Genomic DNA, 24,349 nt, shown 5'->3' with positions numbered 1-24,349 from the left:
ATGTACTTGCATGTCCCATCCCCACGTTGGTGCGGTTCCGATGAATGACGAGGACGTCAGGGCTGGTCAGGCGAAACCGAGCATCGCCAGGACCTACAGCTATCTGCTCGGGGATCATGATTACTATGCGGTCGATCAGGAGATCGGGCAGTACTTCATGGACGCCCTGCCCGGGTCCGTGCGGATCGCGACGAGCGCCCGGCGGGCCGTGGAGCGGGCCGTGCGCGAGATCGCCCGCGACGGAGTGCGGCAGATCATCGACTTCGGTTGCGGCCTACCGACCGTCGACAATGTGCATCAGATCGCGCAGCGGGAGGATCCCGAATCGAGGGTGGTCTATGTCGACAATGACCCGATCGTGGTCATGCACGGGCAGGCGACGCTGGCCACCGACGACCGGACCGTCGTGATCCAGGCCGATGTGCGCGAGCCGGAGTCGATCTACGACAATGCCGACGCGCAGGGGCTGCTGGACTTCGACCGGCCGGTCGGGCTGCTGTTCAGCGCCGTACTCGGGTTCATCAACGATGACGAGGATCCGTACGGGGTGATGCGGTTCTGGGTGGACCGCCTCGCGCCCGGCAGCCGGGTCTACATCTCGCACTTCCGTTCCGGCTACAACAAGGAGACCCGGGCCACCGAGCAGAAGTTACAGGGCACCTGGGGTCGCGGCCGCTGGCGTAGCGATTCGGAGATCACCAAACTGTTCACCGGCCTGGAACTGCTGGCGCCCGGGTTGGTGCCGTGCTCGCAGTGGCGGCCCGAATCGGGTGGACCGCGCGAGATCAGCTCGTGGGAGCAGCTGATCGTCTCGGGCCTGGCCGCCAAACCCTAGACGCTGCGATCGGCGGCGAACACCGCCCGCACATCCTCGTCCGAACCCGAGGTCTCGACGCGAACCTCGTTGCGCCCGAACGCGTGTAACAGCAGCTCCGAGGGCTGACCGGTCAGCACCACCGCGTCACCGCCGACGTTATGGGCGGTGACGCGCCTGCCGTCCGGCGTCGCCAGCACCACGCTCACCGGCGATTTGCGATAGGCCATCTTGGCCATGCGCCGCACCAGACTCCACAGCCGCCCCTCGTCATCGGCGCTCAATTCCCGCGGCTCCCAACCGGGCTGACCACGACGCACATCCTCGTGATGGACGTACATCTCGGCCAGATTGGCGACCGCGTCGACCGGGCGCAGCGGCGACCACCACGGCGGACCGGTGCGAATCTGCTCGAGCAGATCGGCGAACGGCTTGCGCGCGGTGGAGGCCTGCACCGATTCGGTATATCCCGCAAACGGTTTCAGCAGGATGCCGGGTGAGGCGTCGGGACGACGCTCACGCACCACCAGATGGGCGGCCAGATCGCGCACGGTCCAGGTCCCACACAGGGTGTGGGCGTCCGGACCGGCCGCGGTCATGGTCACCACGAGGGCGCTGCGTTCCCGCTGGGCCATACTCATTACCCGAGCGTAACCGACCCTGGCCCGGCTTCGCCGGGCCAGGGAAATGGGAAGGCAACGCCGGGCCAGGAAACGGGCGGCAACGCCGGGCCAGGAAACGGGCGGCAACGCCGGGCCAGGAAATCAGGAAGGCGTCGCCGGGCCAGGAAATGAAAGGCGTCGCCCGCCAGGAAATCGGAAGGCTGCGCCCGGCCGAGGAATGAGGCGCGTCGCCAGGCCGGCGAAACCGAGAGGCTTCGCCGGGCCAGCGAGACGGTCAGTCCTACACCCCGAGGACGGTTGGGACGATCATTGGGCGGCGGCGATAGACGTCGGCTACCCAGCGGCCGACTACTCGGCGGACGCCCTGGGCGATGCGGTGGGTGTCGGTGACGCCCTCGCTGGCCAGGCGCATGAGTTCGGCCTCTACCAGTTCTTGGGCTTGGACCAGGGCGTCCGGGTCGTCGGAGAAGCCGCGGCCGGAGACCTCCGGTGCGCTGACGGCCTTACCGGTGGAGGCGTCGACGGCGACGGTGATGGCGATGAAACCGCCCTCGCCGAGGATCAAGCGGTCCGACAGGGTGGACTCGCCGACATCGCCGACCGACAGGCCGTCGACGTAGACCTGGCCGACCGGGAAGCGTCCGACGATCGAGGCGATGCCGTCGACCAGGTCGACCACCACGCCGTCCTCGGCCAACACCACGCGATCCTCGGGCACACCCGTGGCGACCGCGAGCGCCGCGTTGGCGCGCAGATGCCGCCATTCGCCGTGCACCGGCATGGCATTGGTGGGCCGCACCGCGTTGTACAGGTACAGCAGCTCACCGGCCGAGGCATGGCCGGAGACATGGACTTTCGCGCTCTGCTGGGTCACCACGGTGGCGCCGAGCCGGGCTAGGCCGTTCACGACCGCGAAGACCGCGTTCTCGTTACCGGGAATCAGCGAGGAGGCCAGCACCACGAGATCGTCGGCCCGAATATTGATCTGACGATGGTCGCCGCGCGCCATCCGCGACAGCGCCGACAGCGGCTCACCCTGCGAACCGGTCGAGATCAGCACCAGCTTGTGCACCGGCAGATTGGCGGCCTGATCGAGATCGACCACCAGCCCGTCGGGCAGGTTCAGATAGCCCAGATCCTGCGCGATCTGCATATTGCGAACCATCGAGCGGCCCACGAAGCAGACCCGGCGGCCGTAGCGCTCGGCCACGTCCACCACCTGCTGGATGCGATGCACGTGACTGGCGAACGAGGCCACGATGACCCGGCCCTTGGCCTTGCCGATGACATTGTCGAGCACCGGCCCGATCTCGCGCTCGGGCGTGACGAAACCCGGCACCTCGGCATTGGTCGAGTCGACCAGGAACAGATCGACGCCCTCATCGCCCAGCCGGGAGAATCCGGCCAGGTCGGTGAGGCGGCCGTCGAGCGGCAGCTGATCGAGTTTGATGTCACCGGTGTGCAGCACCAGACCGGCCGGGGTGCGCACGGCCACCGCGATGGCGTCCGGAATCGAGTGGTTGACCGCGAAGTACTCGCATTCGAACGGGCCGTGGGTAGTCTTCTCCCCCTCCGACACCTCGATCAGCTTGGGCTGCAGGCGATGTTCACGGCATTTGGCGGCCACCAGCGCGAGGGTGAACCTCGAACCCACCACCGGAATGTCGGGGCGATGGCGCAGCAGGAACGGCACCGCGCCGATATGGTCCTCGTGGCCGTGGGTCAGCACGACCGCCGCGACCTCGTCCATCCGATCCTCGATGGCCCGGAAGTCGGGCAGGATCAGATCGACGCCGGGCTGCTGATCCTCCGGGAACAGCACACCGCAGTCGATGATCAGCAACTTGCCGTCGAATTCGAAAACCGTCATGTTGCGGCCGATCTCGCCGATACCGCCGAGGGCGAATACCCGCAGGCCGTTGCGCGGCAGCGCGGGCGGCAGGCCCATGGCGTGCGGATCGGCGGCCACCGGCTGGTCGACCTGCGAGTCGGAGCGGCCGCGGCCGTTCTGACGGCCGCCGCGTCCGCGCCGGTTGCGGTCGTTACGGTCGTTGCGGTCATTGCGACCCGAATCCGACTGCGCGACAGGACGTTCGGGTTCGCGACGGGATCGGCTGCGCTGCTCCTGCTCGCGCTCGACCTCGCGCACAGGCCGTTCGGCCTCCTGCGCGGCCTGTTCGGCCTGCCGCGCGGCCTCCTTGGCCTGCTGCGCGACCACCCTGGCCTGTTCGGTCACCTCGATCGGCGGGACGGCCTCGGGTGCGCCGGCGGCGCGGCTCGCGGCTCGTCTACGGACACGTCGATTGTTCACTGGATCATTACTCATAGGTTCGGTCATGCGATCACTCCGGCCGCTTCCAGGTCGTCCACGATCGCAAGCAATTGTTCGGCATCGGGCAGCAGCTGCGGCAGTCGCGGCGCGCCCACCTCGAAGCCGAGCGCGCGCAGCGCGCCCTTGGTCAGCGAGACGCCGCCGACCCGGGCCATCGCGCGCATCAGCGGCAGCATCGAGGCGTTGATGTCGCGGGCGCGGGTGACATCGCCCGCCAGATAGGCCTCGCGCAGCGCGACCATGCGCTCGGGCACGAGGTGACCGATGACGCTGATGAATCCGACCGCGCCGACCGACAGCCAGGGCAGGTTCAGCACATCGTCACCGGAGTAGTACTGCAAACCGGTCTCGGCGATGATCTCCGCGCCCGCGCCCAGATCGCCCTTGGCGTCCTTGACCGCGACGATGCGCGGATGTTCGGCCAGCCGGCGCAGCGTCTCCGGCGCGATCGGCACGACCGAGCGCGGCGGAATGTCGTAGAGGGTGACCGGCAGATCGGTGGCGTCGGCCACCGCGGTGAAGTGCGCGACCAGACCCTCCTGCGACGGACGCGAATAGTACGGAGTGACCACGAGCAGGCCGTGCGCGCCCGCGCGCTGCGCGTTGCGGGCCAGCTCGATGCTGTGGGCGGTGTCGTAGGTTCCGGCGCCCGCGATGACGGTCGCGCGCGAACCCACGGCCTCGACCACCGCGTGCAGCAGGTCGAACTTCTCCGATTCGGTGGTCGTGGGCGATTCGCCGGTCGTCCCGGAGATCGCCAGCAGATCGACGCCCCGGTCGACCAGATTCGTGGCCAAGGCGACGCCGGTGTCGACATCGAGCTTGCCCTCGGCGGTAAAGGGAGTCACCATCGCGACACCGACCGTGCCGGACGCGCGCAGCCCTGTTCGCGTCGATTCACCGTACGTCATGGTCAGAAAGGCTACCCGGTCGGCGATCGGCCGTTGAACCGTTGTCGGCCTTATGCCGATGGTGTCATATTGCCGCTTGCGTGATGTCGTCGATGACGTCACGCTGATGTCATGGATTTGAACGCCTATACGACTCGCCTCCGCGACGACCTGGTCGCCGCCGCCGCGCTCGGCGATGAGAAGACCCAGGCCACCGCGGCCGCCCTCGCCGCGGCGACCGAGAACGCCGCCCGGCTCACCCTGCTGGCCGCGCTGTCGGAGCTGGCCGCCGAGATCAGCGCCACGCTCGGCGATCGGACCGTCCATGTCTCGGTGGACGGCACCGACGCCCGAGTCGATGTGCGCCCCAACGCATCCGAGGAACATCACAATCCGACCTTCGAGGAGATGACCGGCGATATCAGCCGCGTCACGCTGCGCCTGGTGGAGAACATCAAATCGCGCGCCGAGGAGGCGGCCGCCCAGAGCGGGCAGTCGCTCAACTCCTGGCTGTCCACCGCGGTCCAGGGCGCGCTGCGCGATCAGATGCGCCGCGGCGGGGCGGGCCGCTGCGATACGCCCTAATCCGACACCGTGACGTCGCCGTTGGTGTCGATCTCGGTGCGACGGTCGTGATCGGGCGCGTGGGCCAGTACGGTCGCCAGGACGCGCCGCCCGAGGGGCAGCACCCGCACGGTCACCGAACCGGTGTTGGCGGCGTCCAATTCCCGTGTGGCGGCATCGATCACGCGCTGGCGCACCCACGGCGGCACCCCCGCGAAACCGCCGTCGTCGAGCAGGACCACCTCGACCCCGCGCGCACGCGCGCCGCGCGCCGCGCCGCTGAGTTCATCGGTGACCAACTGCGGCGCGCGCAGACCGTCACGCAGTTCGGCCTCGAGCAGTCGACATTCCTCGCGTTCGGAGACCGTCAGCGCGGCCCCGTCGGCGATGCGTTCGAGAATCGGCCGCGCGACCCGGTCCAGCCGGGCCAGCTGACGAATGCGTTCCCCGTCGGCGGCGGCCATGGTGGCCTCGGCGGCCGCGCGAATCGTCGCCTCCTCGCGCAGTCGCCGCAGCGACTGCTGGGTCGGACGCATGATCAGGGCGAACACCGAAATGGCCACGACCGCACCGACCGGAACGATGGGCGCCACGATCGTGCCAACCGATTGGCCCGTACGCGCTCCCCAGATCGCGATCACCCCGGCCACCCCGGCCACACCCAGCCAGGCCCAGCCCATCCGACCGCGCAGCACGAGTACCGCGAGCACATACGACGATGCGAAGTTGGTCCACAGCATGTGATGCGTGTGGTCACCCTCGAGAGTCGTCATGGTCAGCGCGGAAGCGACCGGTGCGGAGGCGGTGACGAATGCGGTCACCGTCACCGGCAGCGGATCGATCGGTACGACCAGCACCAGCGCCCCGGCGGTCGCGAGCACGGCGAGTCCGGTCAGCGCCGCGGCGGGCGGCGCGGTGGCCAGATTGCCGAGCATGTAGAGCACGATCGTCAGTTCCAGGATGACCAGGAACAGCCACGCCATCCCGCCGCGCAGGCCGAGTAGATCGCGAAAGCCGAAGCGGGAGTCGACATCCGAGATCGGATCAGTGTGAGCCATCGCCACCCCAGACCAGGGTCACCGTGGTGCCGTCGCCCGGCTGCGATTCGACGAATCCGGCCCCGCCGGACAGCTGCCGCATCCGGCCCAGAATGCTGACCGAGATGCCGAGCCGATCGGCCGAGACCTGCCGCACGTCGAATCCCACGCCGTCGTCGGTGAATACGAGCCGGATACTGCCCGCGCTGATGGTGCAGGTGACCGTGCGATGCACCGGCCGGCCGGGCACCGCGGCGTGCCGCAGGCTGTTGCGGACCGCCTCGCCCAGCGCGGCCGCGAGGGTGGCCGCGACGTGTACGGGCATGCGCAGATCGTCGAAGCCGGGCCAGGTGCGGGTGGCGAAGCGAACGCCCGGATTGATCTCGTGCACGGCCGATCTCAGGAAGATGACCGAGGCGCGGGCGTCGAGGACATCGGGTTCGTGGGCCTCCACGCGGATCTCGTCGAGCTGTTCGAGAGTGCGCTCGGCCTGGCGGCGCAGCACCTCGGAACTCTCACCGCCGCGCGAGGCGTCCAGCAGCGTGGACAGCACCGCGTCGTGGATGAGCGCCGCGAACCGGGCGCGTTCGTGATCGCGCGCCGCCGCGGCCGCCGCCGCGGCGGCCCGGCGACTGGCGATCGCGGATTCGCGGTCCACATGCGCGGCCGCGGTCAGCGTGCAGGTCGCACACCACAGGAACAGGGCGGACAGACCGAAGCTGCGCGCGAACGCGGCCAGCGCCGAGGCCGCGGTGAAATCCTCGAGCAGAAAGATATTGGTGAACGCCGCCGCGGCCGAACTGACCACGAGATAGCCGATCGACGCGCGCCGTGACCACGCCATGGCCGCGGCCACCACACCCAGCGGCACCATCCGGTACAGCCAGACCGCGGTCGCGTCGATGGTGTGCATATGCAATGCGAACGGCGTAGTCGCAAGGGCCGCAAGGTAACTCAGCGCGGTGAATCCGGCGACCACACGGATCCAGCGGGTCGCGGCCGCGATCGAGACCGCGGCGAGGACCGGGAACATGCCGAACATCAGCGCGACCGCGGCGGGCGTCCACCAGGCCGCCGCCTGCTCGCCCTGGGCGGTGATCTCGGGCAGATCCACCAACCCCATGATCACGCCGCCGATACCCACCGACAGCCCGAGCCGTCGGATGATGCGGTCGAACGCCACCGCGCTCATATCCTGCTCCACCGTAGACCGACCTCGCCACCATGCCGTCACACGAGGTAGCAGTCCCGACCGGGACAGCGGAGTCTCCAAGGCGCCGGCGGTGATCATGGCAGCGCCTCACGTGGCACTGCCAAGTCGGCCGTACCCATCGCGCACTCACTCATACGCGTGGGGTGCGCTCGGGCACCGGTAGCCACCCATCCTCGACCGCCCGTTTGTACAGGTCGGTCTTGGTGGGGGCGGGCCGTCCGGCGTCGGCGTACTTCTGCCGGATCCGGCCCAGGTAATCATTGACGGTCTGCTCGGACAGGCCGGTCAACCGCGCCACCCGCGACGCCTTCTCACCAGAGGCGTAGAGCGTGAGCACTTCCTGCTGACGCGGGCTCAGGCCCACGTCGGACAGCTGCGGGTCGCTATCGATCGCGGCGGCCCAGTCGGTGGTCACCACCTGTTCACCCGAGGCGGCCGCACGCACGGCCGAGACCACGGTCTGCACGTCCTCGGATTTGCGCACCACGCCCAGCACACCGGCCCGCGCGGCCTGACGCACCAGGAACGGATTGTCGGCGCCGGTGAACACCAGCACCTCCAGGCCGCGCTCGCGCAGCGCGCGGACATTGTCTTCGGGGTTGGATCCGTCGGCCAATCGAAGATCGAGCACCACCAGATCCAACTCCGGTGCGGCCGAAAGCAATTCGCCCACGGTTCCGGCGGTGATGATCAGCTCGAGGTCGGACTCGGCGGCCAGCATGGTGGCCAGGCCGAGCGCGACGGACTCATGGTCCTCGACGAGCCCGATCCGGGCCGGTCTCGACGTCCCCTGCTGTGTCGCCTCCACGGCGCAGTCACCTCTTCCCAAAGTCCCGCGAACCCTCGCGCTCCGATTCCGGCCGCGCGCAGGCAGATCCCGGAGCATACCTGTCTGTCGAGTATGCCGGGGACGGGTGCGGATTTGTCAGCCACCAGAAATCGGGGGACAGTGTTCGGCGGGATTTTTGCTATCCCATCAATTGCGCCGCAATCGTTCCGCCGAGTTCCCAGCATCGCTCACGCACCCGTTTGTCCGGTGTTCCGTTCACGATCACCGGTGCGGCCGCACGCTGCCAGCCCAGCCCGGTGGTAATGGTTTCGATCGCGCGTTCCGCGCCCTCGGTGCCCTGGTTGCCGTGGAGGTAGAAACCGTACGGCCGCCCCCGCGTCGAATCCAGACATGGGTAATAGAAAGTATCGAATGCGTGTTTGAGCGCCCCCGACATATATCCCAGATTCGCGGGGGTGCCCAGCAGATATCCATCGGCCTCCAGCACATCGCTCGCGGTGACCGCCAACGCCGCGCGCCGTACCACCTCGACGCCCTCGATCTCCGGATCCGTCGCTCCCGACAGCACCGCCTCGAACATTTCCTGTAGATACGGAGACGGAGTGTGGTGAACGATCAGCAACCGTGCCATGGGTTCGAGCCTAGCCTTGCGCGCGGCGTCGGAAAACTGTCCGGTCCGGACGGCCGCGATCAGCCGTGCAGGGCCCGGCTCAGTACCGAAACCGCCTGTGCCACCGCGGCCTTGGCGGCCTCGGTGTCGTGCAGGGCGTTCAGCATCACGAAATCATGCACGATACCGCCGTAGCGCACCGCGGTGACCGGCACCCCGGCCGCGCGGAGTTTGGCGGCGTAGGCCTCGCCCTCGTCGCGCAGCACATCGGCCTCGCCGGTGATCACCAGGGCGGGCGGCAGACCCGCGAGCTGTTCGACGCTCGCGCGCAGCGGGGACGCGGTGATCTCGGCGCGGTCGGACGCACTGGTCGTGTACTGATCCCAGAACCAGCGCATCCCCTCGCGCGTCAAGAAATAGCCCTCGGCGAATTCCGTGTAGGAGCCGGTGTCGAAATTGGCGTCGGTGACCGGATAGAACAGCACCTGCTGGCGGAAGGTCACATCGCCGCGCTCCTTGGCCATGAGGGTCAGGGCGATGGCCATATTCCCGCCGACCGAATCGCCCGCGATCGCGATCCGCGAAGTGTCCAAACCCTTTTCGCCGCCCTCGGCGCTCACCCACTGCGCCACCCGGTAGGACTGCTCGTTGGCCACGGGATAGTGCACATCGGGCGAGCGGTCGTATTCGGGGAACACCACCGCGGCGTCGACCCCGACCGCCAGATCGCGCACCAGCCGGTCGTGGGTGTGCGCATCGCCGAACACCCAGCCCGCGCCGTGGGTATAGATCACGACCGGCAGCGGCCCCTCGACGCCCTGCGGCTTCACGATGCGCGCCCGCACCGAACCCGTCGGGCCGCCCTCGACGGTGATCCACTCCTCATCGATCTCCGGTTTGAAGATGGGGCTGTCCTGCACCCCGTCGACCGCCTTGCGGCCCTCCTCCGGCGAAAGCTGGTACAGGAACGGCGGTTCCGACGTCGCGTCCACGAACGCCTGAGCGGCCGGTTCCAACGAAATACCCCGCGGGTTGCCTGCCATGGTCCTACCTTCCCTCGAATCGAAATGCGCGGACGGCGCATCGATTCGAGTGTGGGCGCGCGGGCGGGGATTCGACACCGCTGTGACGGCCAGGATTCGCTGAATACGGGACACTCAGCGGTCGGCCCAGGCCCGCGGCAGATTCGCGCTGGACACCTCGGCGATCCGCTCCAGGCGTTCGGCGGGAATTCCCATGCGGCTCAACTGGATCAGCCCCTGCGCGACCACCACGATCTGCGCGCTCAGCGCCGACAGTTCGACCTCCCCGATCGCCCCGTCGGCGGCCGCGCGCAGCCGCTGGGCCACCCCGTCCTCCATCGCCGCGGTGGTGCGGGCTCCGATCGTGGTGACCTCGGGTATGCGGGAGCCCAGATGCGCGATGCTGTTGAGCATCAGACAACCCCGTCGATCCGGATGCGCGGCGCAGTCCGCGGCGACCGCGAGCAGCAGGGCGCGCACCGCGGCCCGCGCCGAACCAGGCGCGCCGAGCACCGCCTCACGCACGAATCGGGCCCGGCGCTCGCAGTACCGCTCGAAGGCCGCCAGGAACAGGCCGCGCTTACTGCCGTAGGCGGCGTAGATGCTGCCGTTGCCGACGCCGGTCGCGCGCGATACGTCCTCGACCGAGGTGCTGTCGAAGCCCTTGGACCAGAACAAATCCGTGGCGGCATCGAGCAGGCTCGATTCGTCGAACTGTCGCGGCCGTCCCATGTGGTCACCGTACCAATCGAGTTTGCGATCTCCGGCACATCGCTTGTTCTGGAGTCATGCCTCCATAATACTGGTGGACATGTCCCCCACCTTCGCCGACCCGCCTCGCCGACGGATCGGGATCCTGGTCTTCGACGGCGTGAAGATGCTCGATTTCACCGGTCCGGCCGAGGTGTTCATCGAGGCGAATCAGTCGGTTCCGTGTTACGACGTGGTGCTGATCTCCGCCGACGGCAAGGATGTGCAGACCTCGATCGGCGCGCGGATCGAGGTGAGCTGCGCGGTCTCGGAGGCGGGCCGGTTCGATACGGTCGTGATCCCCGGCAGCGAACTGCCGCCCGCGCGCTTCGTCACTCCCGACGTACTCGCCGCCGCGCGCCGATTGTCCTGGAGCACACGGCGATTGGCGACCATCTGCAGCGGCACGTTCGTCCTCGCCGAACTCGGACTGTTCGACGGTAGGCGCGCGACGACGCACTGGAAGTTCACCCGCGATCTGGCGCACCGGTTTCCGGCCGTCGCGGTGGATCCGGACGCGATCTTCGTGCGGGACGGGAATCTGTACAGCTCGGCCGGTGTGGTCGCGGGCGTGGATCTCGCCCTGGCGCTGGTCGAGGAGGATCACGGCGCGGATGTCGCGCGCCGGGTGGCGCAATCGCTGGTGGTCTACATGCAGCGCGCGGGCGGGCAGTCGCAGTTCTCGGCCTCGCTGAGCGGTCCCGCGCCGCGCAGTTCGGTGGTGCGCGCGGCGGTCGACGCGATCTGCGCCGATCCGGCCCATCCGCACACCGTGCAGACATTGGCCGCGCACGCCCGGGTCAGCGTGCGGCATCTGACCCGGCTGTTCCGCTCCGAACTGGAGAAATCCCCGGCCGAATACGTGGCCTACATCCGATTCGGGGTGGCCCGCGATCTCCTGCACGCCGGGCATACCGTCACCGCGGCCGCGATGACCGCCGGATACGGCAGCAGTGAGGCGCTGCGCCGCGCATTCATTGCCCGCCTGGGCATCTCGCCGCGCAAATATCAGCAGCGATTCCGCTCCGCGCTCACCGTCGACTCGATGTACGAGGCCGAGGCCGCGTCCTGATCGGGGGGATTCACGGCCCGCCGAGCGGGGCGCGAACCGGCCGCGTCCGCCGAGACTGGGTTCATGCCGAATCCCACCATCGTCCTCGTCCACGGCGCGTTCGCCGACTCCTCCAGCTGGAACGGCGTGGCCGAACGCCTGCGCGCCCAGGGCCACTCCGTACTCGCCGCCGCGAATCCGCTGCGCGGCTTGGACAGTGACGCCGCCTACATCGCCTCGGTCCTCGACAGCGTCGACGGGCCGGTCGTCCTGGCCGGGCACTCCTACGGCGGCAGCGTGATCACCGTTGCGGCCCAGGGCAAGTCGAATGTCACGGCGCTGGTCTACATCGCGGCCTTCATTCCGGCCGAGGGTGAGAGCGCCCTCGAGCTGACCGACAAGTTCCCCGGCTCGACCCTCGGGCCGACCACCCGTCCGGCGAACTACCCGCTGCCCGAGGGCGGTTCGGGCACCGAACTCTATATCCGTCAGGACGAATTCCCCGCGCAGTTCGCCGCCGACGTCGACGCCGCGGCCGCCGAGCTCATGGCTGTCACCCAGCGCCCGGTGGCCCTGTCCGCCCTGCAGCAGCCCGCCGCAGCCGCGGCTTGGCGGACCGTCCCGTCCTACGCGCTGCTGACCTCCGACGACAGGAACATTCCCGTCGAGGCCCAGCGCTTCATGGCCGAGCGCGCGAATGCCGAGACGGTGGAAATCGCCGCCTCGCACGCGGTCTCGGTCTCCCGGCCCGCCGAGGTGGCCGAACTCGTCGCACGCGCCGCGCAGCGTTAGCACCCTGCCGGGGCGGGCGCGAAAGGCCATACTGGTCAACATGATCAACGCGTCGACGCAGCGATTCCACGGCCGGGACGGCGTGGAACTGGCGTATCGAGAGCTGGGCATCGGTAGGCCACTGGTGCTGTTGCACGGCATCGTCGGCAATGGCGCCCAGTGGGTGCGATTCGGCCCCGCGACCGCCCTGGCCGAGAAGGGCTACCGGGTGATCATGCCGGACCTGCGCGGACACGGCGACAGCGCGCACCCGGACGACGCCCGGGCCTATCCGCCCGACGTCCTGGCCGAGGACGGACTGGCGCTGATCGAACATCTGGGCCTCGACGACTACGACCTGGGCGGCTACTCCCTGGGCGGGCGCATGGTCCTGCGCATGGTGGTCCACGGCGCCCGCCCCGCGCGGGTGATCGTGGGCGGTCAGGGGCTGGACTCGATCACGCGCGGGAGCGACCGCAACGATATCTACCGTCGGACCTTCACCGCGATGGCCGAGGGCCGCGCCCTCGAATCCGGTTCGCAGGAGGCGGATCTGGCGTATTGGACCACCCGGACCGGAGCCGATCCGCGGGCGCTGCGCCACATTCCCGATTCGGTCGTCGCGACCACCGAGGCCGAACTACGCCGGATCGATATTCCCGCACTGATTCTCGTCGGCGACCACGATCCGTACGCCGCCTCCGCCGACGCCCTCGCGGCCGCCCTGCCGCGCGGCCGCCGCGTACCGATACCGGGCGATCACTTCTCCGCGCTCGCGGCCCCGGAGCTCACCAGCGCGGTGGCCGACTTCCTCGCCGAGGTCAGCCGATAGCGAGTTCGCCCGCGAGGGGCGCGTCGATACCGCCGACGGGCGGCGGGAAGCAGTCCGCGCCCATCGGCGGCTCACCCGACAGGGTCGCCAGGCGCGCGATGAGGCAGCCCAGGTTGATCCGACCGCTCAGTGACGAGGGGCCGCTGAGCGAGGAGCTGCCGGAATCCGCCTGCGCCATCGGGGCGACAACGAGAAGGGATGTGGCACACAGCAATCCGGCTGCGGCGAATTTGCGAATGATCATGCCTCGATGATCGTCGCCCGAACCCGGGTCATAAGCATCCCGCCCCGCCCCCAATTCCTGCGACGTTGCTTTCGGCGGCCCGCGCCGGGCAGGTATTACGGTACGAGCGTGCCTCCCCGACCACGCCTGCCCAGGCTGCCCGATCTCACCCCGCCGCAGGACGCGCGGCGCGGCTATTCGCAGCAGGAGATCCTCGCCGAACTGCGGCGGCTGATCCTGGCGGGCAATCTGCCACCCGGCACCGGGCTGCCGCTGCGGGAATTCGCCCAGCGGTTCGATGTGAGCGCGATTCCGGTGCGTGAATCGCTGCAGACCCTGATCGGTGAGGGCCTGGTCGAACACCGCCCCAATTTCGGATACACCGTCACCCGGCTCACCGCGAGCGAGCTGCGCGAGCTGTATGTGGTGCGCGAGCGGCTGGAGTCGGCGGCGCTGGCCGCGGCCGTGGACCGCGCGGGGCCCGAGGATCACCGCATCGCGACCGAATCGCACGCCCGGCTCGAGCGCGCGGTCCTCGACGACGATCCGGCCGCCTACCACCGCGAGACCCGCACCTTCCACCTGGCGCTGACCCGCCCGTCGGGCATGGCCCGGCTGGTGCACATGCTCGAATACGCCTGGAACATCACCGAACCCGTACAGCCCATGGTCCATGTGAGCGCCGCCGAGCGGGCGGTACTGCACGCCGACCACAGCCGTCAGCTCGCGGCCTTCCTCACCGGCGATGCCACCGAGTTGCTGAAGGCCACAGAGCAGCATCACGCTCGGTTGAATACAGTGGTCGAAGGGCTACCGACCGATACGGGACTATTTGCCGAGTCCGGCGACGGCAAAGATATATAGTTTGCGCAACAAAGCGGCAATACCGGCTCGATAGCGTCGCCGAATCCAGTTCCCGCGGTGCGGGACAGACGATCGGACGTGCGACTTGAGTGAGACCGTTGCGCCGCCGGCGGAGGCCGTCACACCCGCCTACGACCCGCGGCTCACCAACGCCGACCTGGCTCCGCTGGAGAAACAGACCTGGGGCGTCTACAACATCTTCGCCTTCTGGATGTCGGATGTGCACAGCGTGGGCGGCTATGTCACCGCGGGCAGCCTGTTCGCCCTCGGCCTGGCCAGCTGGCAGGTACTGCTCGCGCTGGTGCTCGGGATCGCCGTGGTGCATCTGTTCTGCAATCTGGTCGCCAAGCCGAGTCAGCGCACCGGTGTGCCGTATCCGGTCATCTCCCGCGTGGCCTTCGGGGTGCTGGGCGCCAATATTCCGGCGGTCATCCGCGGCCTGATCGCGGTGGCCTGGTACGGAATTCAGACCTATCTCGCCTCCGCGGCGCTGGATGTGGTGCTGATCAAGCTGTTTCCGGGGCTCGCACGGTACGCGGTGGCCGCGGACTACGGATTTCTCGGACTGTCGGCGCTGGGGTGGGGCAGCTATCTGGTGCTGTGGGTGCTGCAGGCCGCGGTGTTCTGGCGCGGGATGGAATCGATCCGCAAATTCATCGATTTCTGCGGCCCCGCGGTCTACGTCGTGATGTTCGTGCTGTGCGGATATCTGCTCGCGAGGGCGGGCTGGGGTGCCATCGATCTGAATCTGACCACGGTGACCCACACCGGCTGGTCGGCGGTGCCGGTGATGCTGGGCGCGGTGGCGCTGGTGGTGTCGTATTTCTCCGCGCCGATGCTGAACTTCGGCGACTTCGCCCGCTACGGCCGCTCGTTCACCGCGATCAAGCGCGGCAATCTGCTCGGGCTGCCGCTCAATTTCCTGGTGTTCTCGCTGCTGGTCGTGGTCACCGCCGCGCTGACGGTACCGGTCTACGGTGAACTCATCACCGATCCGGTGCAGACGGTCGCGCGCATCGACAACACCACCGCGATCGTGCTGGGCGCGTTGACCTTCACCGTCGCGACCATCGGCATCAATATCGTCGCGAACTTCGTCTCCCCCGCCTTCGACTTCTCGAATGTGAATCCGCGGAAGATCAGCTGGCGCGGCGGCGGCATGATCGCCGCGGTCGGCTCGCTGGTGATCACGCCGTGGAACCTCTACAACAATCCGCAGGTCATCCACTACACGCTGGAAACCCTCGGCGCGTGCGTGGGCCCGCTGTTCGGCGTGCTCATCGCCGACTACTACCGGGTGCGCCGCCAGCGGGTGGTGGTCGACGACCTGTTCACCCTGTCCCCGCGCGGCAGCTATTGGTACCGACGGGGTTACAACCCCGCCGCGATCGTCACCACCCTCGTCGGTGCGACCGCCGCGGTCTTCCCGGTACTGACCGCGGGCGACATCACCGGCATGTACACCGCGGCGCAGTACAGCTGGTTCATCGGCTGCGCCATCGGCCTGATCGCGTATCCGATCCTGGCCACCCGCGGCCCGCTGCGCCTACCCGTCCCCGAAACCCCGTGAGGAATATGCGAATCCGCGTCATCAATCCGAATACGACCGCCGCGATGACCGCCGTCATCGACGAATGCGCCCGGGCCGTGGCCGGTCCGGGCACGGTCGTGCAGGCGGTCACCTCGACCATGGGCCCGGCCTCCATCGAGAGCCACTACGACGAGGCGCTCGCGGTGCCGGGGCTGCTCGCCGAGATCGCGCGCGGCGAGGCCGAGGGCGTCGACGGCTATGTCATCGCCTGCTTCGGCGATCCGGGCCTGTACGCCGCGCGGGAGCTGGCGCGCGGTCCGGTACTCGGAATCGCCGAGGCGGCCATGTCCGCGGCCAGCCGTCTGGGCCGCGGCTTCAGCGTCGTGACCACGCTGTCACGGACCGTCGGGCAGGCGCTGGATCTGGCCGAGCGCTACGGGATGCGGCGATTCTGCCTGGGCGTGCACGCCACCGATATCCCGGTGCTCGAGCTCGACGATCCCAAGGTCCGCACGGTCATCGCCGATGCCTGCCGGGCCGCGGTCGCCGCCGACGGCTCCGATGCGGTCGTACTGGGCTGCGCGGGCATGGCCGATCTGTGCGCACACCTCACCGAGGAGGTCGGCGTCCCGGTCGTCGACGGCGTCGCCGCGGCCACCCTGGGTGTGCAATCGCTGGTTACGCTGGGTCTACGCAAGTCCGGCCGCGGTGAGTTCGCCGCACCGCCGCCCAAGCACTACACCGGCCTACTGTCCGCCTTCGGCACCGATGGAGCTGTCCAGTGAAGCTGCCCCCCGAATTCCTGGGCGGTCTGGCCGCCCGCCTGCGTGAGATCGACGCGGATCTGGCCCGGCACTGTCCCGGTGACCGGCCCGGCCAGCCGATCCACACCGCCTACGTCTGCGCCGCCGACGCCACCAAGGATCTGCCCGACGAGTGGGGCGCGGCCGCGCTCGGGCTCGCCGAACGTCACCGCGATCCGCTCACCGAGCTGGCGGGCGTCGAGGTGCTCACCCGTGTCCGTACCACCCTGGCGCACAATCCGATTCAGGATCTGCGCCTGGATTTCGAGGACGGCTACGGCAACCGCGGCGACGAGATCGAGGACCGCGACGCCATTCGCGCCGGGCAGATCCTGTCGGCGCTGCCCGCGACGGTCCGCTTCCGCGGCATTCGGATCAAGGGGCTCACCAGCGCGGAATGGGAACGGGCCGTGCGCACGCTCGAGCGCGTCCTCGACGGCGCGGGCGGGGTGCCCGACGGTTTCGTGTTCACCGTTCCGAAGATCCGTTCGGCCGAACAGGCCGCGGTCGCCGTGCGACTGTGCGAAGAGATCGAATCCGCGCACGGATTACCCTCGGGCGCACTGCGTTTCGAGCTTCAGATCGAGAGCCCGCAGGCGGTGATCGGGGCCGACGGCAGTGCGACGGTGGCCCGCGCCATCCATCGCTCGGCCGGACGCTGCAGCGGATTGCATTACGGCACCTACGATTACAGCGCGGCCTGCGGCATCTCCCCGCAGTTCCAGTCGCTCGAACATCCGGTCGCCGATCACGCCAAGGCCGTCATGCAGGCCGCCGCCGCGCAGACCGGCGTATGGGTGTGCGACGGATCCACCCAGGTCATGCCGGTCGGCGCCGACGATGCGGTGGCCGCGGCGGTCGCCCGGCACTTCCGTCTGGTCACCCGTTCGCTCGAGCGCGGCTACTACCAGGGCTGGGATATGCATCCGGGCCATCTGGTGACACGCTGGGCGGCCACCTTCGCATTCTTCCGGGGCGCGCTCGCCGCGGCCGCGCCGCGCATCGATCGGTATCTGCGGCGCCAGGGCGGCGCGGTGGTCGACGAACCGGCCACCGCGCAGGCGCTCGCAACGGTCGTACTGCGCGGATTGGACTGCGGCGCATACGGATCCGAGGACGTCACGGCGCTGGCACCGGCCGCCACGGTCGCGGTGCTCAATCAGTTGCGAGAAAGGAAACTGCCCATCCTATGAGCGGCGAAGGCACCGAATTCACCCTGCTGCCCGATCTGGCCGTACGCACCCTCGGCGGTGCGGTCGTATGGGCCGACGACGAATCCTTCGCGGAGAAGGAGAATCTCATCCGGCCCGAGGCCGCGACCTTCACCGCCGCGACCTTCGGCCACAAGGGCCAGGTCTACGACGGCTGGGAGACCCGGCGGCGACGGCGTTCCCACGGCGCGGCCCCCGACTCCGATGATGCCGACCGGGCCATCGTGCGGCTCGGCGTACCCGGCGTGATCCGCGGCGTGGTGGTGGACACCGCGTGGTTCAAGGGCAATTATCCGCCCGAGATCGCGGTGGAAGGTCTACTGGCACAGGGGTATCCATCGGCGGACGAGCTCGCCGCCCGCACCGACTGGATTACCCTGGTGCCGCGCTCGAAGGTGAACGGCGACGCCGAGAACCCATTCGTCGTCGAATCCGAACGGCAGTTCACCCATGTGCGGCTGAGCATGTTCCCCGACGGCGGCGTGGCGCGACTGCGCGTGCACGGGTTGGCGAAACCCGACCCGCGCTGGCTGGATTCGGGCCCGTTCGATCTGGCGGCGCTGGAGAACGGCGGACTGGTGACCGACTGCTCCAACCGCTTCTACTCCCATCCACAGAATCTGCTGATGCCCGGGCGGGCCCGGGTCATGGGCGACGGCTGGGAGACCGCGCGGCGTCGCGACGGCGGCAACGACTGGGTGCGGGTGCGGCTGACCGGCGAGGGTGTACTGCGCACCGCCGAGATCGACACCTCCTACTTCCTGTTCAACTCCCCCGGCGCGGCGCGGCTGACCGGAATTCGTTCCGACGGAACCGAAGTCGAACTGCTGCCGCGGGTCGATCTGCAGCCCGACACCCGGCACCGCTTCGCCATCGAGGTGGCCGAGCCGGTCACCGAGGCGCGGCTGGACGTGTACCCCGACGGCGGATTCGCGCGACTTCGCCTCTACGGCACGCTGACCGAGGCCGCCCGGGAGCGGCTGCGCGCCGAACCCGCCCTCGGCGCACTGGCCGACGCGGCGCTGGAAGGTCTTCGCGGAGAACAGGAGTGAGCGTGACCCAACCCCGCGATATGGTGGGCTACGGGCCCACCCCACCGCATCCGCACTGGCCCGGCGAGGCGAATATCGCCGTGCAGTTCGTCCTCAACTACGAGGAGGGCGGGGAGAACAGCGTCCTGGACGGCGATCCGGGCTCGGAGACCTTCCTGTCGGATATCGTTCCGGCCCAGGCGTTTCCGAATCGGCACATGAGTATGGAGTCGCTGTACGAATACGGATCGCGGGCCGGGCTGTGGCGGGTGTTGCGGGCCTTCGAATCGCGCGGCATCCCGCTGACGGTGTTCGCCGTCGCGCGGGCGCTCGAGCGCAATCCCGAAGCGGTCGCGGCATTTCGGCGCAATGGGTACGAGATCGCCAGCCACGGATTGCGGTGGATCTCGTATCAGATGACCGATGCCGAGACCGAGCGCAAGCATATGGCCGAGGCGGTGCGGATCATCACCGAGCTGTTCGGCGAACCGCCGCGCGGCTGGTACACCGGCCGCGATTCGCCGCAGACCCGCGAACTGGTGGTCGAGCACGGCGGCTTCGCCTACGACGCGGACTCCTACGCCGACGATCTGCCCTACTGGGTGCGCGTACACGACACCGATCATCTGGTGGTGCCGTACACGCTGGAGGCCAACGATATGCGGTTCTCCTCGCCCGCGGGTTTCGCCAACGGCGACGAGTTCTTCGCCTATCTGCGCGACGCCTTCGACACCCTCTACGCCGAGGGCGCGGCGGGCGCGCCGAAGATGTTGTCCGTCGGCCTGCACTGCCGCCTCGCCGGGCGCCCGGCACGGGCGGCGGCGCTCAACCGTTTCCTGGACTACGTGCGGTCCCACGACAAGGTGTGGTTGGCCCGCCGCATCGATATCGCCGAGCACTGGGCGAAGGTACATCCGCCGCGCTAGCTACATCCCGTTGCATTCGAGGATCGGCGCGGGGTAGTCCGCCGCGAGTATCCCCGCGCGCCACGGCCGATGCACACTCGCCCCGTCCAGCTGTCGCAGCTCCGGAATCCAGCGGCGAACGTATTCGCCGTCCGGGTCGAAGCGGTCGGCCTGGCGCAGCGGGTTGAGGACGCGGTTGGGGCGGGTATCGGTGCCGGTGCCCGCGGTCCACTGCCAATTGAGTTGGTTGTTGGCCACATCCGCGTCCACCAGCCAGCGCCGGAAATGCTCCGCGCCGATCCGCCAATCCACGCGCAGCGATTTGGTGAGGAAGCTGGCGGTGATCAGGCGGGCGCGGCCGGGCATCCAGCCCTCCTCGCGCAGTTGCCGCATGCCGGCGTCCACGATCGGGAAGCCGGTGCGGCCGTCCTGCCAGGCGCGGACCGCGTGCGGATCCTCGCGCCAGCGAATCGGCCTGGGCCGGTAATCTTTCCAACCCACCTCCGGTCGCGCGGCGAGGACCTGATGATGGAAGTCACGCCAGGCCAGCTGGCGCGCGAAGGCCTCGCCGCTGGGTGAGTCCAGATCGATCCGATGCAGGACCTCGATCGGCGACAGGCAGCCGAAATGCAGATACGGCGACAGCCGGGAGGTGACGTCGGCGGCCAGATCGTCGGACGCGGTGGCGTATTCGTCGGCGGGTCCGGACAGCCAGCGGCGCAGGGCTTTTCGGGCGGTGATCGCGCCGCCCACGACCAGACCCGGCGAACTGCCGTCCCGGCTGTCGTCGAATCGGGGCAGCGCTTCGCCGCGCACCGGCGGAATGACCAGATCGCGGGGCGCGGCGAGCGGGCGGCGGCGCGGATGTTCCAGCCAGCGGCGGTAATACGGGGTGAATACGGCGAAATGATCGCGCCCGGTGGCCGGGGTCAGCTCGGCGGGATCGGTGGTGGTCACCGAGGCGGCATGGGTGTGGACCAGACAGTCGCGCGGTGCCAGCCGCTTGCGCAGCGCCTCCTCCCGCGCGCGGCTGTACCAGCTCACATCGGCGGCCAGATGCAGGCTGTCGGCATGCACCTCGCGCACGACATCGGCCACGACATCGACGACATCGCCGTAGCGCACCACCAGATGCCCACCGAGGCCGCGTAATTCGTCGTCCAGCTCGGCCAGCGCCGCGGCCAGGAAGCGGGCGCGATTGGGTGAACTGCGCCGCCCGGCGACGATCCGCTCGTCCACCACGAACAGCGGCACCACCGCCGCGCCCTCGCGATGCGCGGCCACCAGCGCCGGATTGTCCCGCACCCGCAGATCCCGCGTGAACAGCACCACGGTGACGGTCATCGGTTCGGCTCCAAGGGGTTTCGGGTACGGGGATGAGGCGACGCCCACGAGGGCCGCGCCGACCGACGCGGCGGCTCAGACCCGCCGGCGGCGCGACCCTCGCGGGCGTCGCGTCGTGGAAAGCCGCTCAGGCGCACAGCGGCGCAGCCGCTCAGACACACAGCGGCCAGCCGCTCAGACACACAGCGGCGCGATGGCGTCGGTTCCGCCCGAGGTGGGTGAGGTCAGATACAGGCAGGGGTTCTCACCGGCCGCGGCGATCGCGTCGCGCACGGCCCGCCATTCGGTCGCGGCCAATTGCGGCGTGCGGGACAGGACGAAGCCGGAGATCCGGCCCGGATCGGTGACCAGGGCCCACGAATAGTCCGGGCCGAGCGCGGTCACGATGTAGTTGGTCGGGCCGCTCAGCGCCTCCTGCGTGGGTACGCCCGGGAAGCTGACGTGCAGTTGCGCGCCGGTGGCCGTGTCGTTGACCGTGGCCGTGCCGCGAATCTCGTTGGGCGTCCCCGCCCACGTGGTGCAGGTGTTGTGCACCGAGACATTGCCCTGGGCGTCGAGCGCGTATTCGGCGCGGGTGTCGCGGGCGCAGACCAGATTGAAATACTGCGGCACGGCCGCCAGCTGATGCCAGACACCGAGATAGCGGGCGAGATCCAGCTGCGGGACCGGTGCGGGTGGCGCGGCCGTCGCGGTGGCCGCCGCCAGCGCGGGCGCGGCCACGAGCAGCGTCGCCGCGGCGAGGATGCGGGAGATACGAGTCGAGCGAAGCGAGAGCACTGGAACTCCTTCGTTGTCGATACTCCCCCATCTTACGCACATCGATGCATAATCGATGCAACTCCCAGGAAACGTCGACTCGCTGGGTGCCGAACCCAGTCGATAACGGCGTGTCGAAACAGGCAGAATGAGCCCATGTCCGCCGGTCCGGTTTCCGATGTCGTCGCGGGATACACCGTGCGCGCGGTCGCGGACCGGCTCGGTATCCCGACGGCCACGCTGCGCAGTTGGAATCAGCGCTATCGAATCGGGCCGTCCCAGCATCGCCGGGGCAAGCATCGGCTCTACACCGAGGCCGATATCGCCACGCTCGAACGCATGCTGGCCCTCATTCGCGCCGGATCCAGCCCCGCGGGTGCGGCCGAGGCCGTGCGCGGACCGCTGGTCGCCTTCGGCGATCGCGCGGCGCTGCTGCGCGCGGCCTTCGCCCTGGACACCTCGACGGTTACGAGCCTGCTGTACAAGCATTTCGGCGAATTCGGGGTGGCCGACACCTGGAACGATCTGTGCCGCCCCGCCTTTGCCGAACTCGTGGCCGAACAGGACAGCGGCGTCGGCTGTGTCGATGTGGAGCACCTGCTGTCCTGGTGCATCACCGCGGTGCTGCAACGCGTCGCGCCGCCGCCGGTGTCGACGGAACCGCCGTCGGCCGTGCTGGCCTGCACCAGCGGCGAACATCACGCACTACCCCTCGAGGTACTGCGCGCGGCCCTGGCCGAACGCGACACACCCGCCCTGATGCTCGGCGCCGACGTGCCCGCGACCGCCCTCACCGACACCCTGTCCCGGCACAATGCGCGGCCCGCGATCCTGCTGTGGTCCAATCACGAATCCACCGCCCTGGCCACGACGGTATCGGCCTGTCTCGCGGCGGGCGCGCGGGTGCTGGTCGGCGGTCCGGGCTGGTCGACGACGCTGCTGCCCGGTGAGGTGCGCCACATCGCCAGTCTCGAAGCCGCGGTCGACGCGTTGAGCTGAACGATGCGCAGTCGATGCGCATCACTATCCGCCGGTCCGGCCGAGTACATGCCGCAGCGCCGACTCCAGATCCGCGTCGCGGAAGTGGTGTCCGGCAGCGGCCAGCCGTGCGGGCGCGACCCGCTGACTCGCGGCGGCGAGTTCGTCGACGCCCTCACCGCCCAGGATGAGCGCGGGACCGAATTTCGGCACCGGCAGCAGTGCGGGCCGATGCAGCACCCGGGCTAGGACCCGGGTGTATTCGCTGTTGCGAACCGGCTGCGGCGCAACGGCATTCACAGGTCCGGACAACTCTGCGTCCCACAGCGCGCGATGGTGGATGTCGATCAGGTCGTCGATCCCGATCCATGACTGCCACTGCCGCCCGTCGCCGATGCGGCCGCCGAGTCCGGCGGCGAACAGCGGCCGCAGCAGCCGCAGGGTGCCGCCGCTCGGCGATTGCACCAGGCCGGTGCGCACCCGCACCACCCGCACCCCACCCGCCTCGGCCGGGGCGCATGCCGCCTCCCAGTCGGTGACCACGTCGGCGAGGAAACCCGTACCGCGCGAGGCGCTTTCATCGAGCACCTCATCCCCACGATCAGCACCGTAATAGCCGATCGCGGAGGCGGAGACGAAGGTGGCGACGCCCGCGGCGGCGGCGCGCTCGGCCAGGGCGCGGGTGGGCCCGATCCGGCTGTCGGCGATGGCGCGCTTGTGCGCATCGGTGAATCGCCCGGCGATCGACGCGCCCGCCAGATGGATCACCGCGTCGACGCCGTCCAGCAGATCCGGTGCCGGATCGTCCGGATTCCATTGCCGCTCATCGGATTTCGCCGGCGCGTGACGGACCAGGCGGATCACCGTATGGCCGCCGGTGCCGAGGAAGGCGGTCAGCGCCGACCCGACGAGGCCCGAGGCCCCGGTGACGGCGATCGTGGCGGGCCCGAATCCACGGGCCGCGGCGCGCGCGTGCGCGGCCAGGTCGTCGGCGAGCTGGCGGTAGCGATAGTCGAACATCGGGCGCAGGGCAGCCGCCGGGATCGGCGTGTCGACCCGATCGATCACCCGGGTGTGCCCGTCGTCGACCGCCTCGAATTCGTGGGTGTGCCGCCATCGCATCAACCGCCCGATCGGCACGGAGGCCAGGCCGTCCACGGCGATCCGGTCGACGAAGCGATGCGGCGGGTCGTAGGCCTCGGCGTCGTGGCGGGCCACCCATTTCAGCCCGCCCGGCAGCCGCAGCACCGCGCGCCCGTCGGCGAGCGATTCGGACTCGGCGGCGATATCGACCGGCTGCCACGGCGGGGCCAATCGTCGAAACGCCCCGGGTCGGGCGAACCAGTCGAACACCTCGGCCCGAGGTGCCGCGACGACGCTCGAACATTCGATGCTCATTGTCCG

Annotated in this window: 25 protein-coding genes; 12 read left to right on the top strand and 13 right to left on the bottom strand. The window is 69.1% G+C overall.

The genetic code is table 11. From position 1 onward, the window contains the following. Positions 1–40: 40 nt before the first annotated feature. The gene (locus NP4_RS11370; protein WP_067996786.1) at positions 41–835 is read left to right on the top strand and encodes an SAM-dependent methyltransferase; all 795 of its coding nucleotides are present in this window, start codon (positions 41–43) and stop codon (positions 833–835) included. Here the strand turns inward: NP4_RS11370 and NP4_RS11365 are convergent. The 3 genes from NP4_RS11365 to dapA form a co-directional block, all read right to left on the bottom strand. After that, positions 832–1,455, bottom strand: a complete 624-nt coding sequence (locus NP4_RS11365; protein WP_067996201.1) for a TIGR03085 family metal-binding protein — start codon at positions 1,453–1,455, stop codon at positions 832–834. The two genes, NP4_RS11370 and NP4_RS11365, sit on opposite strands and share 4 nt — an antisense overlap. Before the next feature lie 262 nt (positions 1,456–1,717). Further along, positions 1,718–3,775 carry a ribonuclease J gene (locus NP4_RS11360; RefSeq protein WP_114755728.1) on the bottom strand — a complete coding sequence of 686 codons (2,058 nt, stop codon included), beginning with the start codon at positions 3,773–3,775 and terminating at the stop codon, positions 1,718–1,720. Beyond that, positions 3,772–4,680: a 4-hydroxy-tetrahydrodipicolinate synthase gene (gene dapA, locus NP4_RS11355; protein ID WP_067996197.1), complete on the bottom strand. Its 909-nt coding sequence runs from the start codon at positions 4,678–4,680 to the stop codon at positions 3,772–3,774. Before dapA ends, NP4_RS11360 begins: the two co-directional genes overlap by 4 nt. A 111-nt stretch (positions 4,681–4,791) precedes the next feature. Here dapA and NP4_RS11350 point away from each other — a divergent pair, with 111 nt between their 5' ends. After that, positions 4,792–5,244: a hypothetical protein gene (locus tag NP4_RS11350; protein WP_062505453.1), complete on the top strand. Its 453-nt coding sequence runs from the start codon at positions 4,792–4,794 to the stop codon at positions 5,242–5,244. Here NP4_RS11350 and NP4_RS11345 read toward each other — a convergent pair. From NP4_RS11345 to NP4_RS11320, 6 genes are all read right to left on the bottom strand, one after another. Further along, positions 5,241–6,281 carry a DUF8320 family protein gene (locus tag NP4_RS11345; RefSeq protein WP_067996780.1) on the bottom strand — a complete coding sequence of 347 codons (1,041 nt, stop codon included), beginning with the start codon at positions 6,279–6,281 and terminating at the stop codon, positions 5,241–5,243. The genes NP4_RS11350 and NP4_RS11345 overlap by 4 nt on opposite strands. Further along, positions 6,268–7,452 (bottom strand): sensor histidine kinase, encoded by a 1,185-nt coding sequence (locus tag NP4_RS11340; protein ID WP_245998019.1) that lies wholly within the window; start codon positions 7,450–7,452, stop codon positions 6,268–6,270. The genes NP4_RS11345 and NP4_RS11340 overlap by 14 nt, the downstream gene beginning before the upstream one ends. A gap of 151 nt (positions 7,453–7,603) precedes the next feature. After that, the gene (locus tag NP4_RS11335) at positions 7,604–8,281 is read right to left on the bottom strand and encodes a response regulator transcription factor (RefSeq protein ID WP_067996190.1); all 678 of its coding nucleotides are present in this window, start codon (positions 8,279–8,281) and stop codon (positions 7,604–7,606) included. 160 nt (positions 8,282–8,441) lie between these two features. After that, a complete protein-coding gene (locus tag NP4_RS11330; protein ID WP_067996188.1) occupies positions 8,442–8,894 on the bottom strand; it encodes a flavodoxin family protein in 453 nt (150 codons plus the stop codon). 59 nt (positions 8,895–8,953) lie between these two features. After that, positions 8,954–9,916, bottom strand: coding sequence for an alpha/beta hydrolase (locus NP4_RS11325; protein WP_067996185.1), 963 nt, complete (start codon positions 9,914–9,916; stop codon positions 8,954–8,956). A gap of 114 nt (positions 9,917–10,030) precedes the next feature. Next, the gene (locus NP4_RS11320) at positions 10,031–10,627 is read right to left on the bottom strand and encodes a TetR/AcrR family transcriptional regulator (protein WP_082875767.1); all 597 of its coding nucleotides are present in this window, start codon (positions 10,625–10,627) and stop codon (positions 10,031–10,033) included. Between the two features lie 79 nt (positions 10,628–10,706). On the opposite strand from NP4_RS11320, the gene NP4_RS11315 reads away from it, so the two are divergent. The 3 genes from NP4_RS11315 to NP4_RS11305 all read left to right on the top strand — a co-directional run bounded on the left by NP4_RS11315 (position 10,707) and on the right by NP4_RS11305 (position 13,299). Next, on the top strand, positions 10,707–11,717 hold the full coding sequence (locus NP4_RS11315; protein ID WP_067996774.1) for a GlxA family transcriptional regulator: 1,011 nt from the start codon (positions 10,707–10,709) through the stop codon (positions 11,715–11,717). 63 nt (positions 11,718–11,780) lie between these two features. Continuing rightward, positions 11,781–12,488, top strand: a complete 708-nt coding sequence (locus tag NP4_RS11310) for an alpha/beta fold hydrolase (RefSeq protein WP_067996181.1) — start codon at positions 11,781–11,783, stop codon at positions 12,486–12,488. A gap of 40 nt (positions 12,489–12,528) precedes the next feature. Further along, a complete protein-coding gene (locus NP4_RS11305) occupies positions 12,529–13,299 on the top strand; it encodes an alpha/beta fold hydrolase (RefSeq protein WP_067996178.1) in 771 nt (256 codons plus the stop codon). On the opposite strand, the gene NP4_RS11300 is transcribed toward NP4_RS11305, so the two are convergent. Beyond that, positions 13,289–13,543, bottom strand: a complete 255-nt coding sequence (locus tag NP4_RS11300; protein ID WP_067996174.1) for a hypothetical protein — start codon at positions 13,541–13,543, stop codon at positions 13,289–13,291. The two genes, NP4_RS11305 and NP4_RS11300, sit on opposite strands and share 11 nt — an antisense overlap. Before the next feature lie 108 nt (positions 13,544–13,651). Here NP4_RS11300 and NP4_RS11295 point away from each other — a divergent pair, with 108 nt between their 5' ends. The 6 genes from NP4_RS11295 (at position 13,652) to puuE (ending at position 19,888) form a co-directional block, all read left to right on the top strand. Further along, complete coding sequence (locus NP4_RS11295; protein ID WP_067996170.1) at positions 13,652–14,386, top strand: GntR family transcriptional regulator; 735 nt, start codon at positions 13,652–13,654, stop codon at positions 14,384–14,386. 85 nt (positions 14,387–14,471) lie between these two features. After that, positions 14,472–15,956, top strand: coding sequence for an NCS1 family nucleobase:cation symporter-1 (locus NP4_RS11290; protein WP_067996166.1), 1,485 nt, complete (start codon positions 14,472–14,474; stop codon positions 15,954–15,956). A 5-nt stretch (positions 15,957–15,961) separates the two neighbouring features. After that, a complete protein-coding gene (locus NP4_RS11285) occupies positions 15,962–16,702 on the top strand; it encodes an aspartate/glutamate racemase family protein (RefSeq protein WP_067996163.1) in 741 nt (246 codons plus the stop codon). Beyond that, on the top strand, positions 16,699–17,913 hold the full coding sequence (locus NP4_RS11280; RefSeq protein ID WP_067996161.1) for a DUF6986 family protein: 1,215 nt from the start codon (positions 16,699–16,701) through the stop codon (positions 17,911–17,913). The genes NP4_RS11285 and NP4_RS11280 overlap by 4 nt, the downstream gene beginning before the upstream one ends. Continuing rightward, entirely contained in the window at positions 17,910–18,983 is a 1,074-nt protein-coding gene (gene alc, locus NP4_RS11275) for an allantoicase (RefSeq protein ID WP_082875765.1), read from the top strand. Before NP4_RS11280 ends, alc begins: the two co-directional genes overlap by 4 nt. A gap of 2 nt (positions 18,984–18,985) precedes the next feature. Then, entirely contained in the window at positions 18,986–19,888 is a 903-nt protein-coding gene (gene puuE, locus NP4_RS11270; RefSeq protein ID WP_067996159.1) for an allantoinase PuuE, read from the top strand. Here the strand turns inward: puuE and NP4_RS11265 are convergent, their stop codons facing one another. Together NP4_RS11265 and NP4_RS11260 are read right to left on the bottom strand one after the other, a co-directional pair. Continuing rightward, complete coding sequence (locus NP4_RS11265) at positions 19,889–21,211, bottom strand: cryptochrome/photolyase family protein (protein WP_067996156.1); 1,323 nt, start codon at positions 21,209–21,211, stop codon at positions 19,889–19,891. It lies immediately after the preceding gene. Between the two features lie 174 nt (positions 21,212–21,385). Next, positions 21,386–21,988, bottom strand: coding sequence for a lipocalin family protein (locus NP4_RS11260; RefSeq protein ID WP_067996153.1), 603 nt, complete (start codon positions 21,986–21,988; stop codon positions 21,386–21,388). A 135-nt stretch (positions 21,989–22,123) separates the two neighbouring features. Between NP4_RS11260 and NP4_RS11255 the strand changes: the two genes are divergently transcribed. After that, the gene (locus NP4_RS11255) at positions 22,124–22,966 is read left to right on the top strand and encodes a MerR family transcriptional regulator (protein WP_067996151.1); all 843 of its coding nucleotides are present in this window, start codon (positions 22,124–22,126) and stop codon (positions 22,964–22,966) included. A gap of 24 nt (positions 22,967–22,990) precedes the next feature. Here the strand turns inward: NP4_RS11255 and NP4_RS11250 are convergent, their stop codons facing one another. Next, positions 22,991–24,343, bottom strand: a complete 1,353-nt coding sequence (locus NP4_RS11250; RefSeq protein ID WP_067996148.1) for a TIGR01777 family oxidoreductase — start codon at positions 24,341–24,343, stop codon at positions 22,991–22,993. Positions 24,344–24,349: the final 6 nt, after the last annotated feature.

Origin of the sequence: Nocardia pseudobrasiliensis NBRC 108224, from assembly GCF_001613105.1 — a bacterium.
GTDB classification, from domain to species: Bacteria; Actinomycetota; Actinomycetes; order Mycobacteriales; family Mycobacteriaceae; genus Nocardia; species Nocardia pseudobrasiliensis.
The sequence above is the reverse complement of the archived record's forward strand: the minus strand, read 5'-3'. Positions and strand labels throughout refer to the sequence as shown.